The 15,345-nt window shown below is 69.4% G+C and carries 15 protein-coding genes and 1 pseudogene; 7 read left to right on the forward strand and 9 right to left on the reverse strand.

Features of this window, described 5'->3' with window-relative positions; translation table 11 throughout:
* Positions 1–338: 338 nt before the first annotated feature.
* From ACFO5K_RS05825 to ACFO5K_RS05835, 3 genes and pseudogenes are all read right to left on the reverse strand, one after another.
* Positions 339–860, reverse strand: a pseudogene (locus tag ACFO5K_RS05825) (shikimate kinase); the annotation flags it as partial.
* Positions 861–940: 80 nt separating this feature from the next.
* Entirely contained in the window at positions 941–2,149 is a 1,209-nt protein-coding gene (gene aroC, locus ACFO5K_RS05830; RefSeq protein ID WP_378556888.1) for a chorismate synthase, read from the reverse strand.
* A 188-nt stretch (positions 2,150–2,337) separates the two neighbouring features.
* Positions 2,338–2,811: a prepilin peptidase gene (locus ACFO5K_RS05835; protein ID WP_378556891.1), complete on the reverse strand. Its 474-nt coding sequence runs from the start codon at positions 2,809–2,811 to the stop codon at positions 2,338–2,340.
* 209 nt (positions 2,812–3,020) lie between these two features.
* Here ACFO5K_RS05835 and ACFO5K_RS05840 point away from each other — a divergent pair, with 209 nt between their 5' ends.
* From ACFO5K_RS05840 to ACFO5K_RS05855, 4 genes are read left to right on the forward strand one after another with little or no spacing between them, the layout of a single operon-like run.
* Entirely contained in the window at positions 3,021–4,142 is a 1,122-nt protein-coding gene (locus tag ACFO5K_RS05840; RefSeq protein WP_378556894.1) for a M24 family metallopeptidase, read from the forward strand.
* A 47-nt stretch (positions 4,143–4,189) separates the two neighbouring features.
* Entirely contained in the window at positions 4,190–4,753 is a 564-nt protein-coding gene (gene efp, locus ACFO5K_RS05845) for an elongation factor P (RefSeq protein ID WP_378556897.1), read from the forward strand.
* A gap of 2 nt (positions 4,754–4,755) precedes the next feature.
* A complete protein-coding gene (nusB, locus tag ACFO5K_RS05850; RefSeq protein WP_378556900.1) occupies positions 4,756–5,265 on the forward strand; it encodes a transcription antitermination factor NusB in 510 nt (169 codons plus the stop codon).
* A gap of 2 nt (positions 5,266–5,267) precedes the next feature.
* Positions 5,268–5,531 carry a YciI family protein gene (locus ACFO5K_RS05855; protein ID WP_378556903.1) on the forward strand — a complete coding sequence of 88 codons (264 nt, stop codon included), beginning with the start codon at positions 5,268–5,270 and terminating at the stop codon, positions 5,529–5,531.
* A 185-nt stretch (positions 5,532–5,716) separates the two neighbouring features.
* On the opposite strand, the gene ACFO5K_RS05860 is transcribed toward ACFO5K_RS05855, so the two are convergent.
* From ACFO5K_RS05860 to ACFO5K_RS05885, 6 genes are all read right to left on the reverse strand, one after another.
* Complete coding sequence (locus tag ACFO5K_RS05860) at positions 5,717–8,089, reverse strand: NERD domain-containing protein (RefSeq protein ID WP_378556906.1); 2,373 nt, start codon at positions 8,087–8,089, stop codon at positions 5,717–5,719.
* 244 nt (positions 8,090–8,333) lie between these two features.
* The gene (locus ACFO5K_RS05865; protein ID WP_378556909.1) at positions 8,334–10,307 is read right to left on the reverse strand and encodes a UvrD-helicase domain-containing protein; all 1,974 of its coding nucleotides are present in this window, start codon (positions 10,305–10,307) and stop codon (positions 8,334–8,336) included.
* Positions 10,308–10,502: 195 nt separating this feature from the next.
* The gene (locus tag ACFO5K_RS05870) at positions 10,503–10,952 is read right to left on the reverse strand and encodes an SgcJ/EcaC family oxidoreductase (protein WP_378556912.1); all 450 of its coding nucleotides are present in this window, start codon (positions 10,950–10,952) and stop codon (positions 10,503–10,505) included.
* 54 nt (positions 10,953–11,006) lie between these two features.
* A complete protein-coding gene (locus ACFO5K_RS05875; RefSeq protein WP_378556916.1) occupies positions 11,007–11,630 on the reverse strand; it encodes an alpha-ketoglutarate-dependent dioxygenase AlkB in 624 nt (207 codons plus the stop codon).
* 130 nt (positions 11,631–11,760) lie between these two features.
* A complete protein-coding gene (locus tag ACFO5K_RS05880; protein WP_378556919.1) occupies positions 11,761–12,255 on the reverse strand; it encodes a hypothetical protein in 495 nt (164 codons plus the stop codon).
* 121 nt (positions 12,256–12,376) lie between these two features.
* Complete coding sequence (locus ACFO5K_RS05885; protein ID WP_378557668.1) at positions 12,377–13,255, reverse strand: RNA polymerase sigma-70 factor; 879 nt, start codon at positions 13,253–13,255, stop codon at positions 12,377–12,379.
* A 172-nt stretch (positions 13,256–13,427) separates the two neighbouring features.
* On the opposite strand from ACFO5K_RS05885, the gene ACFO5K_RS05890 reads away from it, so the two are divergent.
* From ACFO5K_RS05890 to ACFO5K_RS05900, 3 genes are all read left to right on the forward strand, one after another.
* Positions 13,428–13,916 (forward strand): carboxymuconolactone decarboxylase family protein, encoded by a 489-nt coding sequence (locus tag ACFO5K_RS05890; protein ID WP_378556921.1) that lies wholly within the window; start codon positions 13,428–13,430, stop codon positions 13,914–13,916.
* Between the two features lie 77 nt (positions 13,917–13,993).
* Positions 13,994–14,488, forward strand: coding sequence for a VOC family protein (locus tag ACFO5K_RS05895; RefSeq protein ID WP_378556924.1), 495 nt, complete (start codon positions 13,994–13,996; stop codon positions 14,486–14,488).
* Between the two features lie 18 nt (positions 14,489–14,506).
* Entirely contained in the window at positions 14,507–15,307 is an 801-nt protein-coding gene (locus tag ACFO5K_RS05900; RefSeq protein WP_378556927.1) for a MerR family transcriptional regulator, read from the forward strand.
* The last annotated feature ends 38 nt before the right edge of the window (positions 15,308–15,345 follow it).

The following is a 15,345-nucleotide window of genomic DNA, read 5'->3' on the forward strand; positions in this document are numbered from 1 at the left end:
CCGGTCCTGTTGTGCTCGCGCTCGTTCGCGGACCGGATCCGCGTACCACCACGGCGTGATCTGGCCCGGCGTGCTCGCCGGGCCTCACCCGGTGGCGTGGGTTCGGCGCCCGATCGTGTTGTGGCGGAACGGTTCCGATCGCCGTCGGCTGTCGATGTCCGATCGCCGGTACCGGGCTGTTCGGCATTGGCCCGGCGGGCGGCGGCGGCCCTGGCTCTGGCGCGCCGGCGCGCCTTGGAACGGTTGCTGCCGATCCCGGGTCGGCTGGTGGGCGCCCCGGCACCGGCCGTGGCGGCGCCCTGAGCGGCACCGAGATCGGCGCGTACCGATTCCAGGCCCAGCCTGGACAGGATCATCCGCACCACCCGTCCCGGGCTTCGCCCGTCGGTGCGCACGCGCACCGTGGCCACCTCCTTGTAGAGGGGGCGGCGCTGCTTCATCAGCTCGCGGTACCGGGCGCCGGGGTCGGTGCCGTTGAGCAACGGGCGGGCATTGCTCGAGCCGGTGCGCCGCAGCCCTTCGCCCACACTGATTTCCAGGTAGACCACGGTGGCGCCGCGCAGCACGCGCCGCGTGCGCTCCGAGAGCACCGATCCGCCGCCGAGGGAGACCACACCGTCGTGTTCGAGCACGGCGCGGCGCACCACCTGCTCTTCGATCCGGCGGAACTCCGGTTCACCGTCGGTGGCGAAGATGTCGGGAATGCTGCGGCCGGTGTCGGACTCGATCCCGGCGTCGGTGTCGTACAGCTCGACGCCGAGTTCCCTGGCCAGCTTGCGTCCGATGGTGGACTTGCCCGAGCCGGGCGGCCCGACCAGAACCACCCGCGCGCGCGGCGTGTGCGGGGAGTCGCCGGCCAGCTCGGTGCGGTGCGCGCCGGGGGCATCGGTCCTCGCCGAGGGGGCCGCGTCGCGCGCGGTTCCCTCGTGCCCCTGCTCGGTCACGACGTGCGGCTGTCCGCTGGCACGTGGGGACGGCTGCCGATCCGCTTGACGTAGCTGGTGATGTTGTCGACGGTCTCGGTCAGCGAGTCGCCACCGAACTTCTCCAGCGCGGCCTGCGCCACCACGAGTGCCACCATGGACTCGGCGACCACGGCGGCGGCCGGCACCGCGCACACATCGGAGCGCTGGTGGATGGCGACGGCTTCCTCGCCGCTGGACATGTCCACGGTCGACAGCGCACGCGGCACCGTCGAGATCGGCTTCATCGCGGCGCGCACCCGCAGCGCCTCACCGTTGGTCATGCCGCCTTCCAGACCACCCGCGCGGTTGGTCGAGCGCAGCACACCGTCGGGGCCGGGGCGCATCTCGTCGTGGGCCAGGCTGCCGCGGCGGCGCGCGGTTTCGAAGCCGTCACCCACCTCGACGCCCTTGATCGCCTGGATGCCCATGAGGGCCGCGGCCAGGCGCGAGTCGAGACGTTGCTCACCGCTGACGAAGGACCCGAGCCCGATCGGCAGGCCGTCCACGATCACCTCGACGACGCCGCCGAGGGTGTCGCCGTCCTTCTTGGCGGCTTCGATCTCGGCGATCATCGCCGCTTCGGCCTCGGTGTCGAACGCGCGCACCGGGCTGGCATCGATGGCATCGAGATCGTGCGGGCCGGGGGTCACCCCGGTGGCGTTGGCGGCGGCGCCGATCGACACCACATGCGAGATCACCTCGACCCCGAAGGCCTGGCGCAGGAAGTTCCTGGCCACGGTTCCGGCGGCCACGCGGGCGGCGGTCTCGCGGGCACTGGCCCGTTCGAGCACCGGGCGGGCGTCGTCGAAGTTGTACTTGAGCATGCCGGAGTAGTCGGCGTGACCGGGGCGCGGCCGGGTGAGCGGCGCGTTGCGCGCCATGCCGGCCAGCGCGGCCTCGTCGACCGGGTCGGCCGACATCACCTCGGTCCACTTCGGCCACTCCGAGTTGGCGACCTCGATGGCGACGGGTCCACCCATGGTGCGGCCGTGGCGCACGCCGCCGACGAGGGTGACCTTGTCGGCCTCGAACTTCATCCGGGCGCCGCGCCCGTAACCGAGCCGTCGGCGCGCGAGCTGTGCGGAGACATCGTCCGATGTCACCTCGACTCCGGCGACCATCCCTTCCAGGAGGGCGACGAGAGCGGGACCATGGGATTCTCCGGCGGTTATCCAGCGCAACACGCCGACCATCTTCCCATGTCGACGGGTGCCACCGGGCATGCGGTCCGACGTGACGAGCGGCACGTCGCCCCATCGTGGGGCCGAACGGTGGCGACCGGTGCTCTGACCCGGCCACACCGGAGCGCTACCGACCAGCATCGGGGTCCGGGTACCCGGGCCGTGACCGGTTCGGCGTGTCGCGCTGCCGCTCATGCCAGAGCCATCGCCGTCACCGTGGCCAGACACATCGCCGGCCCGTGTGGAACCAGGCGCTGCGCCGGGTCGTGGCGCGTGGCCCCGGCGGCACCGGACAGCGCCGTGCGCAGCCACCGCCGGGCCAGCACCACCGCGGCGGCCGTGGCGGTGAGCACGGGCGCGGCGATCGCGGCCCAGGTCCAGGCGCTGGATCCGGCGAGCGCGGCCGCCGCCCCCAGCGCGACCGCCAGTTTCACATCGCCGGCCCCGAGTGCGACGGGGGAGACGAGGTGGGTCACCAGATACGGCATGGTGAGCAGCGCGGCACCGATCACCGCGCTCGCCAACTGGTCGGTGTGCAGTGCGTAGAGGAACACCGTGACCGCACCGGCGCCGGTGAGCGCGTTGGGCAGTCGGCGGGCGTGGATGTCGATGACGCCGAGGAGTAGACACCAGGCGATGAGCAGGCAGAACGCGGCAGTGGTCATGTCTCGATCGTGCGGGGCCGCGACCTCCGGAACCAGGCCCGCGCGCCGAATGTGGACAACTGCGCGGTATGTGGACACCGTGCTGTCCAGAAGTGTTGCCGCGCAACGCCCACCCCGCCGTCGGCCCGGTGAACCGGCGGACGCGCCCGAGTTGGGCAACTGCGGAGTTCGGTGCCGACGTGTCGGTGGTCGAGCGGTAGCGTTGACACATGTGTGCTGACAACACGGGACCCGATCACGCGGCACGGCGGGGCGCGCTGCGGAGCCTGCTGGTGGAGAACGGCGTCGACGCGCTGCTCGTGACCGACCTCGTGAACATCCGCTACCTGACCGGCTTCACCGGCTCCAATGCCGTGCTGCTCGTGCACTCGTGGGACATGCGCGGCGCCGAGGACCGCACCATCATCGGGACCGACGGCCGCTACATCACCCAGGTGACCGAGCAGGTGCCCGACCTGGCCGCCGAGATCTCCCGGGCCACCACGCGCCGCGTCATCGAACTCGCCGGTGAATGGCAGCTGGGGCGGGTCGGCTTCGAGGGCCACGTGGTCACCTTCGCCCAGCACGAGTCGTTCCTGGCGCTGCGCACCGGCCTGCAGCTGGTACCGACCTCCGGTCTGGTCGAACAGCTGCGGATGGTGAAGGACGAGTACGAGGTGGCCCAGCTGCGGGCGGCGTGCGCGGCCGCCGATGCGGGCCTGGCCTCGTTGCTCGAGCGCGGACTGCTGCGCCCGGGCCGGACCGAACGCCAGGTCGCGCGCGACCTCGAGTGGGCGATGTTCGAACACGGCGCCGAGGCGATCTCGTTCGAGACCATCGTCGCCGCCGGCCCGCATTCGGCCGTCCCGCACCACCGCCCGACCGGCGCGGTACTGACCGCGGGCGACTTCGTGAAACTCGATTTCGGCGCCGTCGTCGCCGGCTACCACTCCGATATGACCCGCACCCTGGTCCTGGGAGCGCCGGCCGACTGGCAGCGTGAGATCTACGACCTGGTCGCGCGCGCGCAACGGGCAGGTCGGGAGGCGCTGAAGCCGGGCGCGAAGACCGCCGAAGTCGACGCCGCCGCGCGCGAGGTGATCGAGGACGCGGGTTATGGCGCGCAGTTCTTGCACGGGCTCGGCCACGGCGTCGGGCTGCAGATCCACGAAGCGCCCGGAGTCGCGAAAACCGGTACCGGTACACTTCTTGCTGGCGTGGCGGTGACCGTCGAACCAGGTGTGTACCTTTCCGGCCGCGGCGGGGTCCGGATCGAGGACACGCTCGTGGTGCGCGAAGGGGGCCCGGAACTGCTCACCCTCACCAGCAAGGACCTGACCGTCGTCGAGTGACGACAGTCCCCAGACACGCAGTAAACGAACGAGGAGATCCGAAGACAGTGGCGGACACCAGCGACTTCAAGAACGGCCTTGTGCTGAAAATCGATGGTCAGCTTCAGCAGATCGTCGAATTCCAGCACGTGAAGCCGGGTAAAGGCCCCGCGTTCGTGCGGACCAAGCTGAAGAACGTCGTGTCCGGCAAGGTTGTCGACAAGACCTTCAACGCGGGTGTCAAGGTCGAGACCGCGACCGTGGACCGTCGCGACATGACCTACCTTTACCACGACGGCACCGACTACATCTTCATGGACGGTGACACCTTCGACCAGATCGCCATCGCGGAGTCCACCATCGGTCAGGGCGCGCGCTTCCTGCTGGAGAACATGGGTGTGCAGGTCGCCGTGCACGAGGACGTGCCGCTGTTCGTGGAGCTGCCCGTCACCATCGAACTCGTCGTGAAGCACACCGACATCGGTCTGCAGGGCGACCGGTCCACCGGTGGCACCAAGCCCGCCACCCTGGAAACCGGCGCCGAGGTGTCTGTCCCGTTGTTCATCAACACCGGTGACAAGCTGAAGATCGACTCGCGCGACGGCAACTACCTCGGCCGCGTCAACAGCTGATCGTGGCGGACTCCTCGGCAGACAAAAAGGGCTCGTACAAGAAGCTCGGCGCACGCCACAAGGCGCGCCGCCGCGCGGTGGACATGCTGTTCGAAGCGGAGGCGCGCGACGTCGACGTCTCCGACCTGCTCGCCGAGCGCGCCGATCTGGCGACCCGCGACCAGAGCGTGGCCCCGGTGCACCCTTACACCAACACCCTCGTCGAGGGCGTGGCCGACGACCTCGATCGGGTCGACGGCACCATCGAGTCGTATCTGCAGGACTGGACGCTGGGACGGCTGCCCGCCGTCGACCGGGCGATTCTGCGGATCGCGGTGTGGGAGCTGTTCCACGCCGGCGATGTCCCGCCGGTCGTCGCGGTCGACGAGGCGGTGGAGCTGGCCAAGGAGCTGTCCACCGACGATTCCCCGTCGTTCGTGAACGGGGTGCTCGGCCAGGTCGTGCAGGTGGCACCGCAGGTGCGCGCCGCCGCGGCCGCCACCCGCGCCCCCCGGCCGGAACCGGACGCCTGAGTATGGCGAAGTACCTCGTGCTGGTCGCGCGGACCCAGGCTTTCGACGCGTCGGTCATCGAACCGCATCGCGACTTCCTGCGGGAACTGCTCGCCGACGGGCAACTGCAGGAGAGCGGCGGTTTCACCGACGGATCCGGCGGCGCCTACATCGTGCTGGCCGAAAGCCTCGACGGCGCAACGCAGATCGCGCACGCGGACCCGCTGCACACCACCGGTGCCGCGGAACTGACGATCCACGAATGGGAGATCACCGTCTCGGTGTGAACCCTTCCGGCAGCCGCACTTTCGCCATGAAAGTGCGGCTGTGCGTGTGAGTGTCCCCGACGGCCTCCGCCGGTGGGTGTACGTGGGACCGGCGGAGGCGCGACCGGCGCCGGGTGGCGCGGTGTCGGGTGTGCGCTGGGCACCAGACGATCCTGCTACCTCGAGTGCGCTTCAGGTCAAGTGGTTCAGCGGGCAGCGTGGACCAGGGGAGTGAGGAAGCCGGTGAGCTGGGCCGCCGAGGGTTGGCCCAGCCGGCGGCCGAGGTAGTCGGGGGCGTCGGCAGCGGCGCGGCAGCGGTCGGGATCGGTGTTGGCAGGATCGGCGGAATAGCGTTCGCCGAGCATGGTCGCTTTGGCCACTTCGCGGCCGGTGCGCAATTCGTAGACGACGATCTCGTAGGTCGCGCGGAACAGGTTGACGGTGCGCCCGACCGGCTCATCCGGTGCCGGACCGTATTGGCAGGTCTGCACCAGATCGCGCAGTTCGAGCTGCCGCATACAGGCGATGAGCTGTACCGATGACGGGTCTTTCGGGTTCCACGCGCTGGAGTCGTCGGCGCGGACCATTGTCGTGAGGGCGCCGGACAGGTAGATCGGGCGCGCACCGTCGCGCTGGTACGGCGCGGCATTCGCAAACGGCTTCTTGTCCTCGCCACACATGCGGTCGTAGTCCGACATCTCGAATCCGCTCGCCTGTACCAGCGTGATCGCGAAGAACCCGGCTCCGAACAGCGCGATGAACAGCAGCAAGCCGACACCGGGCCCGATCCGCAATGTGCGACGCGGTGCACTGTCCTCCCGGACGGGCCGGTTCTGCCACCGCTGTCGCAGCGAGGGGCCGGTCTTCACTTCGTTCGCGCGTTCGCGCAGCCGGCTCAGCAGGGACCGGCGATGTGGGGCTCGCTCACTGTCGACCCATTCGGACCAATGTTCCGAATCATCCTCGGGTGGTCCGGTTTCCGGACGTGGCGGTGCCGTCTCGGGGGATCGGCTCGCCGAACTCGCCCCGGTGGCACCGAGTGTGGGAGCAGCGCTGCTGGCGACGGGCTCGCCGTAATGCCCGGGGCGTGCGGTCGCCGTAGTGGTGCTGATGTGGCCGGGCCCGGGGGGCGGGGATTCGGCACCGGACTGATCTTCTTCGGACGCGGGTTCGCGGCGATGTTCCGTTGTTTCGGTGATCGGCGGTGTGGGTTCGTCGTAGTCGGGAAGTAGCGGACGCGGATGGTCATCACCCGCGTCCGTGGTGAATGTGCTCATCGCCGGGTCGAAACGAGTGTCGTTCCCGGCTGCGCCGGACCACAGTTCGGGGTCGGGCTGATTGCTGTCGAAATGAGTGTCAGCAGGCGATGTCCGCAGTGCGCCAACGCTTGCCGCGGGTGCGACGGGTGCCGAACCGGCTTTCGTGAGCGATGTTGCCGGGAAGGCTCGCTCGGCTTCTGGGGCGTCCTCATCGGCCGACACGTCGACCTCATCGTGATCCCGGTGGACGATGCCGGGCTCGGAATCCCCGGACACCGCAGCGTCGCGGGCGGTGGTGTCGGCGAGTTCGCTCTGCTCGGCATCGACCGCGACGTCGTCGCGGACGACCTGCTCGGCCTCGGCATCCGTACGATCGGTGGCATCAGCGGTGCGAATATCTGTGTCGGCTCCGTCGCCCCGGATCCGTGCCGGTGAGGAACTGTGTCCGCCCGAAGACGAGCTCTCCAGCCGCTGCAGCACTTCGGGGCGCGGCCGGTGTGCGAGCCGGTCGATCGCGGCCAGGAAGGCGGGAGTCGGTGACTGCGGGCCGCTCGGGGTTCCCCGCGAGCCGCCGCGGACCGCCGTCTCGGTTCCCGTGGCGGCGGATTGTGTTGTCCGGGTGTCGGATACGGACGTCTTTGCCATCTCCACGGCCGGCGGTGCCGCGGGTCGGCCGGTTACCGCGGGGTCGAGCGCGAGGGGAAAGCCCTGCGCGGTCAAAGCCTCCGGAGCCGGCAGCAGATGGCCGAGGTTCAGTGCCGCGAAGACCCGGCCCACGTCGTCGACGCTGAGCCGGACGGTGCGCCCGGTCTCAGCGTCGAAGTAGCCGTGCAGGGCGCTCGGGTCGTCGCGGTCGACGAGGACTGCCCGGTACCCGTCGGCGATGCGGGTTTCTTCGATGGTGATCTGCGCGCCGGGCTGGGGAACCAAGGCGATCACCGCGTTCACCCAGCCGAAGATCCCGGTCTGTTGCAGCAGGCTTTTCGCCGCGAACACCTGCCTGCGCACCTGGACGAACGGGTTCGGTACCCGTGCGGCGTGATACAGCGCGGCCGGTTCGCCGTCGATGGTCCACGGCCCGTTGGGTGGGGTGGCGAGGGTGCCCTCCTGGCGTGTGGTGAATCCCTTCACCTCCACGATGGTCACCGTCTGTGGGGTGCAGACCAGTGCGTCGACCTCGACCGATCCGCCCCGGTTCTCCGGCACATGGCAGCGGAACACGGCCACACCGCCCGCGCGCAACGCCGGGTCGCGGATCGCCGCACCGACGATCTGTTCTGCGCCTTCGAGTTCGGTCTCGTCCGCGACGACGACGATCACCACGACCCCCTGTGCACCCGATTGCGGACTGTTGTCAGGATACGGCCTCCACTAGCCGCACCGAAACCGAAACTCGTTCCCGAACACTATTGCCGGCAACGTAAAACAGTGCTTTCACCGCCGCGCTCCCGGATTTCGACGCGTCACCGGTACCGGACCGACCGGGCACGCGGCCAAAGTTGACTCCCCATGCCCGGAATCCTACGGCCGGCCACCGACAATCCGCCATGTCGGCGCGGTCGTCTCAGTCGCGCACAATGCCCAGCCAGACGTAATCTCTAGCCCTCGTCACGGCGACGAACTGCTGGCGCCGGAGCAACTCACGGCGTTCGATCTCGGCATCGGTGCGCGGCGGTGCGAGTTCGGGGAACGGGTGGATCACCGCCCGGAAGTCCAAACCCTTGGCGCGGTAGACAGTGCCGACCTTGACGCCGCTGTCGGTGTCGGCGCAGCGGTACTCCACGAGCTTCTGCGCGGCGATCCGCCACCGGTACAACTGGCGCAACATGGCGTCGGCTTCTGCGTTGGTGGTCGTGATGATCGCTGTTTCCGAGAGCGAAATGCCCTGTCGCACGATGTGTTCCAGCTGGCGGCGGATCTGTTCGGGCAAGTCCGCTCGCGTGCAGGACCGCTGCTCGGCGAACCCGTCCGGTAGCGCGGCGTCGGTGAGATCGAGGCTCTGTCGTTCCTCGGTGTCGAGGTCGTCGACGGGGTGAGCGCCCGGCAGGCTCGCCGCGAGGGTCAACACCGCCCGCCGGTTGCGGTAGTTCCTGGTCAGCTTCTCGCTGCGGCCCACAATGCTGACCCCCGCGTCGATGAACCGCCAACCTCCCGCGTAGATCTGCTGCTGGTGGTCGCCGACGAACAGCAGCGCGTTCGGTTCGTCGCCGGTCAGTGCGTGCACCAGGCGCACACTCTGCACGGTCATGTCCTGCATTTCGTCGACCACGACCATCGCGTACGGCCTGGGTAGCGGGCGTGCGCGCAGTTCGTCGAGGGCGGCGGTGATGATGTCGTTTCCGTCGAAGCACTGCCGCTGGGTCCGGTACGACTCATAGGCCCGGTACAGCTCCCACACATGTCGGCGTTGACCGGTACGCAACGACACTCGCCGACCCCGGCGATCCACCTCGGCGTACCCGTCGAACCCGGCGTCGGTGGCGGGCAGTCCACGCCCTTTGATCACTCGGTCGACTTCCTCGCGCCAGTAGGATCGATCCGTCGAGATCCCCGCCAGCGGACCGGATTTGCCGATGCGGGCCCAGGCGAGATTGAACGCGGTGTCAGCGCGCGTGAGTTCCATCTTTCGTGCGATCCCACGCTCGGCCAGAAACGCCTGTGCCCACGAGTGCAGGCTCTTGAACTCCGTACGGCCGGCCGAGTCCGGCAGCAATCGCGCGAACGCCGACTCCTGGCACGGTGGCAAACTCTTCACCAGCGTGGTGAACAGCAGCCGCCCGGTGCTGCGCCGGGCGCGGTGCGCCATCCGGTGCAGCGCCAGCACAGTCTTGCCCGATCCGGCCGGACCTACGATCCGCGCGGGCCCGTTGTGGTTGCGGGTGACCAACGCGAGCTGGGCCGGGTCGAGGAATGCCGGCCACGTCGGGAAAGGTTTGGCAAGCGCGCCGGCGATGTGGTCGGTCCGCAGCGTCTCCACATCCAGCAGTCCACCGGTGTCGGCGGCTGTCGCCACCGGCTCGAGCTGCGGAATCGGCTGGTAGTCGGCGTGGCGGCGGGCGGTGTGCGCGGCGAGTTCACCGGCCAGCCGGGCCGGTATCACCGACCGTCGGGCCGGCAGCGTGCGTACCGTCGCATCGGTGACGACCACGAACCGGCCGTCGCCCGTTGCCCGCCGCCCGGGTGGCAGCACGAACACCGATTCGACTGTTTCGCGGACGAATTCGTTGCGATTCGGCCCGATCGCCACGCTCGTGAACAACTGCTCGGCGTGCGCGCGTAGCCGCCGGATCAGTTCCTCGCCCGGCAACTCCTCGACCACCGAGAGGGCGAACACCCCACCCGGTCCGACCAGCAGCGCATCGCACCGACCGGCCGGTGCGGGCTGTGTGCGGTGCATCAGCAGCCGCCACCGCTGTCGTCCCGCCAACAGCAATGCGGTGTAGACCCCTCGCCGCCGCCCCGGCAGTTCACCGACGCTCGCCGCGAGCACCCCTTCCGCTCGCAGGCGCAGAAATTCGTGATCATTACCCGACGTCATCTCGGCCACCCCCGCTTGGTCCGCACTGCTCCGTCCCATCGAGTATCAGCGAAGACGCAGCCGCAGAACGGGATTCGATCAAAAGTGGCCGCTTCGGTCCGTGGTCGGAGCGGGCTGCCGGACGCGCTGCGCGTCGGTCGGCGCGAATCCCGGCCACGCCGTGTTCCCGGTCGGACGAAGCCGGTCCGGTCGGGTTCAGTCCGCCGAGGGCACCAAGGTGTTCTGCCGGGCCGCGGTCCACCACTTGCCGTCCTGCCGGACCAGCACGTACAGCGCGACCATCGCCGGTTCGGGGTCGAGCAGGGTGCCTTCGGCGGTGGTGGCGCGCGCCGTTTTGTGTGCGATGGCCACGTCCGGGCGCAGGAAGCTCACCTCGACGACGTCGTATCGGACGTACTCGTCCCGCAGGAATCCGGCCAGCCCGCGCCGGTTCGACTCGAGCAGTGCGTCGCGTCCGCTGATCACCATGCCGACCGCGTTGCCCACCACCGCGTTCGCGGTGAACTGTGCGGTCATGAGGTCGGCATCGTTGGTGTTGTACCCGGTCTGGGTATCGGCGATGATCTGGCGGATGGCCGCGATATCGGCGGCGTGGTCCACGCTGTCGTCCTCGACGATCGGAGCCTGCGTCCTGTTCGTGCTCATGTGGACGACTCTGGGCCCTCAACCGTTGTTCAGGTCAAGGACGGGTGTGCTGAGTCACCGCACGCCACGTGGCCGGAACTGGATGCTGATGCGGGGACCGACCGGGCGCGCCGTCTTCGGCACCGCGTGTTCCCATGCGCGTTGGCACGCTCCGCCCATCACCAGCAGGTCCCCGTGGCCGGCCGTGAACCGCACGCTCTCGCCGCCGCCGCGCGGCCGCAACAGCAGTGCACGGGCCGCGCCGACCGAGATGATCGCGACCATCGTGTCGTGGGTGGCGCCACGGCCGATCGTGTCACCGTGCCAGGCCACGCTGTCGCGCCCGTCGCGGTAGAAACACAAGCCCGCCGTCCGGAACGGTTCACCGAGTTCGGTGGCGTAACGGTCGTTCAACGCTGCTCGCGCCTCGACCAGAATTCGGTCCGGCAGTGGATCGTTCTCCCCGAAGAACGACACCAACCGCGGCACGTCCACCACCCGGTCGTACATCGGCCGGCGCTCGGCATGCCAGGGCACCCGCTCGGCCAGTCGCTCGAACAGCTCACTCGCCCCGCTGAGCCAGCCGGGCAGCGTATCGACCCAGCTCGACGCGTCGAGCCGGGTCCGCCGGATCGTCTCGATCGAACCCAGGCCGACCGCATCACCGTCGAACAGTGAACCTTGCAGGGGCAGCGACATGACTCCCATCCTAGCGTGTATTCGAATGTATGTTCGATAGCGTGGTTCCGGTGAACTCGCCGAGGAGTTCGGTCCGCAGGGACCGCGCGCGCTTACAGCTCGCCGCAGCTCTGCGGCGCGAGGGACCTTGTCAGTCGGCCTTGGTGCTCTGTCTTCGCAGCCGCGGCCGACGATTGGTCAGGCACAGGATCAGCAGTAAGGGGAAGGTGACCAAGGGAGTCAGGAACACGAGGTTGGCGGGGGAGTGATGGTAGAAGGCGTTGACCGGGATCCACGCAAGTACGGCCGCGAACAACTGGCCCAGCACCACCAGCCATGCCCCCGTGAGCAGCACGGGGCGGCCGGACGGTAGGCCCAGCAGGAGCGATACCGTGCCCCAGCCGAGCAACGCGGCGACCAGCAGGCTTGCCCTGCTGAGCATTGTCAGCAGGTCGTCTGCGTCGAGTGTGGTGCTGCCGAACGCGAGGTAGTCGCTGTGCTGCCACTTACCTTCCTGCGATTGCAGCCACGCGCCGAGTGCCTGCATCGTCCACAGCAGCGCACCGGCGATCGCCAACACGGCCGCGATGCCGTAACGCACTCTCCGAAACCGCGCCCAGCAGAGCCCGACCGCCACTGCGTCCATCTCATCCTCTCGCTCTATGTCGTCGAGCACAACGTATCGGCGCGAGGTGGACGTTCGTGGGGTCGCGTGTGGAGATTCTGTGCGGAGTGGACCGCAAGGGTGTACGGCCTGTGTGGCCCGATCAACGGGTGACGGCGGTTTCCTGACCGATTCGCGACAGCTTCTCCGGATTTCGCACGACGTAGAGGCCCGTGATCGCGCCGTCGTCGAGGCGCATGGCGACCACGTTGTCGACCACGCCGTCGATCCGCACGATCAGGGCGGGGCCGCCGTTGAGCTGCACCAGGTCGGTGGTGACGGTGCCGGTCAGCCGTGGCAGGCCCGCTGCCAGCAGCCGGGCGACCTTGTCGGCCCCGGCGATCGGGCGTACCACCGCCTTGACGATCCCGCCGCCGTCGGCGAGCAGCACGACATCGGGGGCGAGCTGGTCGACCAGGGTTTGCAGGTCGCCTGTTTCGACGGCCCGGGCGAAGGCGGCGAGCGCGCTGCGGCTCTGCTCCGACGACACGCCCCCGCGTGGGCGGCGGGCGGCGACGTGCGCGCGGGCGCGGTGCGCGATCTGGCGGACCGCGGCGGGGGTCTTGTCGACCGCCGCGGCGATCTCGTCGTAGCCCAGGTCGAACACCTCACGCAGCACGAACACGGCGCGTTCGACCGGGGCGAGAGTCTCCATCACCAGCATCATCGCCATCGACACGCTGTCGGCCAGTTCGACGTCCTCGGCCACGTCGGGGGTGGTCAGCAGCGGCTCGGGTAGCCACGAGCCCACGTAGTTCTCCCGGCGCCGCCCCATCGTGCGCAGCCGGGTCAGCGCCTGGCGGGTGGTGATCCTGACCAGGTAGGCGCGGTGGTCACGGACCGTGTCGTGGTCGACGTCGACCCAGCGCAGCCAGGTTTCCTGCAGCACGTCCTCGGCGTCGGCGGCCGAGCCGAGCATCTCGTAGGCCACGGTGAACAGCAGATTGCGATGGGCGACGAAGGCCTCGGTGGCGGAGTCCATGCTCACGGGTGATTCCTTGTCTGTCGGCACTCGGGGTCGCTCACCAGACGCCGCCCGGCGCCGCGTTGTGACACCTCGGCGCCGTGGGGTGTGTCACAGGTCCAGGGTGTCACGTCCGCGCACCCACCCGCGTCTTGTGTGCATCCATCCCGACCCGAGTGAGGAACACATCATGAACGCCCGATTCGACATGCTGGCCAACACGCTCGCCACCTCCTTCGCCAAGCGGTTCGCCGCGGCGGCGCTGGTGCTCGAACAGTCGACGCTGCCCAAGGCGACCAGGGAGCTGGTCAGCCTGCGGGCCAGCCAGATCAACGGGTGCGGCGCCTGCACCGATATGCACACCAAGGACGCCACCGTCGCCGGTGAATCGGCGGTGCGGCTGCACCTGGTCGCGGCCTGGCGCGAAGCCACCGTGTTCACCGAGGCGGAGCGGGCCGCGCTGGCCCTCACCGAGGAGGCGACCCGGATCGCCGACGCGGCCGGTGGTGTGTCCGACCGGACCTGGGACGCGGTGCGCGAACACTATGACGACGACGAGATCGCCACCCTGATCGCGACGATCGCGTTGATCAACGCAGCCAACCGGATGAATGTGATCGCGCGTACGCCGGCGGGATCCTACGAGCCGGGGATGTTCGCCGGCGCCTTGGCCGACTGATCCACCGCCCGGTCCGGCTCCGACCGGACCGGGCAGGATTTGACCCTCACGTTACGTCAGGGTCGACGATCGGTGTCATGACCTACCCAGCCTTCGACCTCAGCCCTGTCCCGGTGCCCGGCCCCGATGCCGTCGCCCCCGAACCCTTCCGCGGCCTCTACGGCATGCCGATGTTCGTGATTCTGCCGACCACCGACCTCGCCGCCTCGGTCGACTTCTGGATCCGCGGGCTCGGCTTCTTCGACCTGTTCTCGGTTCCGCAGCAGCTGACACACCTGCGGCGCTGGGCGTTCCAGGACGTCCTGCTCGTGCCGGGCTCGCCCGCGGCGGAACCGTCGGGGGCGACGGTGAGCTTCTCGTGCGTGCTCGACCAGATCGATGCGATCGCCGAGGCCTGCGAGAGCCTGGTGCCCGGATGCACCACCGGTCCGCAGGTGAAGCCGTGGAACTCGGTCGAACTCGAGATCATCACTCCCGAGAACACCCGGGTGGTCATGACCGCGGCCCGCCCCCTCGATCCGGACAGCCCCGAGGCCGCGCACCTGCGGTCGATCGGCATCGAAGCGCCCTGACCGGGCAGACTGGGCGAGGTGACCACCCAGCCACGCACCGTCGGCGCCGCGGCCCGGTTGCTCGGCGTCACCACGCGCACACTGCACCACTGGGACGCGGTCGGCCTGGTGCGCCCCTCCGAGCGCACCGGCGCCGGCTACCGCCTCTACACCGCGCCCGACCTGGCCCGCGCGCACCGCGTGCTGGTCTACCGCGAGATCGGGGTGCCGCTCGACGAGATCGGCACCCTGCTAGACGCGCCGGCCGCCGATGCCGTTGTCTCGCTGCGTAATCAGCGCGACGAACTGCGCACGCGGCTGGATCGTCTGCGGCGGATGGCCGAGGCACTCGACCGCATGATCGAGGCCAGGGAAGCCGGCATTCTGCTCTCGGCCGAGGAGCAGATCGCGATCTTCGGCGACGAGTGGGAACCGTCGTGGATCGAGCAGGCACGGCAGCGGTGGGGCGAGACTCCCGAGTGGACCCAGTACGCCGAACGCGCCGCGACCCGGACGCCACAGGACTGGCAGCGGATCGCCGACGACCTCACGGTGCTGCACGCGGATCTGGCCGAAGCGCTGCGCGCGGGCGTCGCGCCGGGTAGTCCCGCCGCCGACGCGCTCGCCGAACGCCACCGCGCCACCCTTTCGGTCTATTTCGACTGCACGCTCGCGATGCAGGTCTGCCTGGCCCGCAGCTACGTGCACGATCCCGGCTACACCGCCTTCTACGAGGCCATCGCACCCGGCCTCACCACCTGGCTCCGCGACATCGTCTACGCCGGTGCCCGCGCACACGGCCTGGACCCCGAGACGGCGACCTGGCCCTCGGCGCGGTGAACGGCGCACCGTTCGGCAAGAGCGCCGATCCGCCTCGC

It is taken from the genome of Nocardia halotolerans (assembly GCF_042650145.1).
GTDB lineage: Bacteria > Actinomycetota > Actinomycetes > Mycobacteriales > Mycobacteriaceae > Nocardia > Nocardia halotolerans.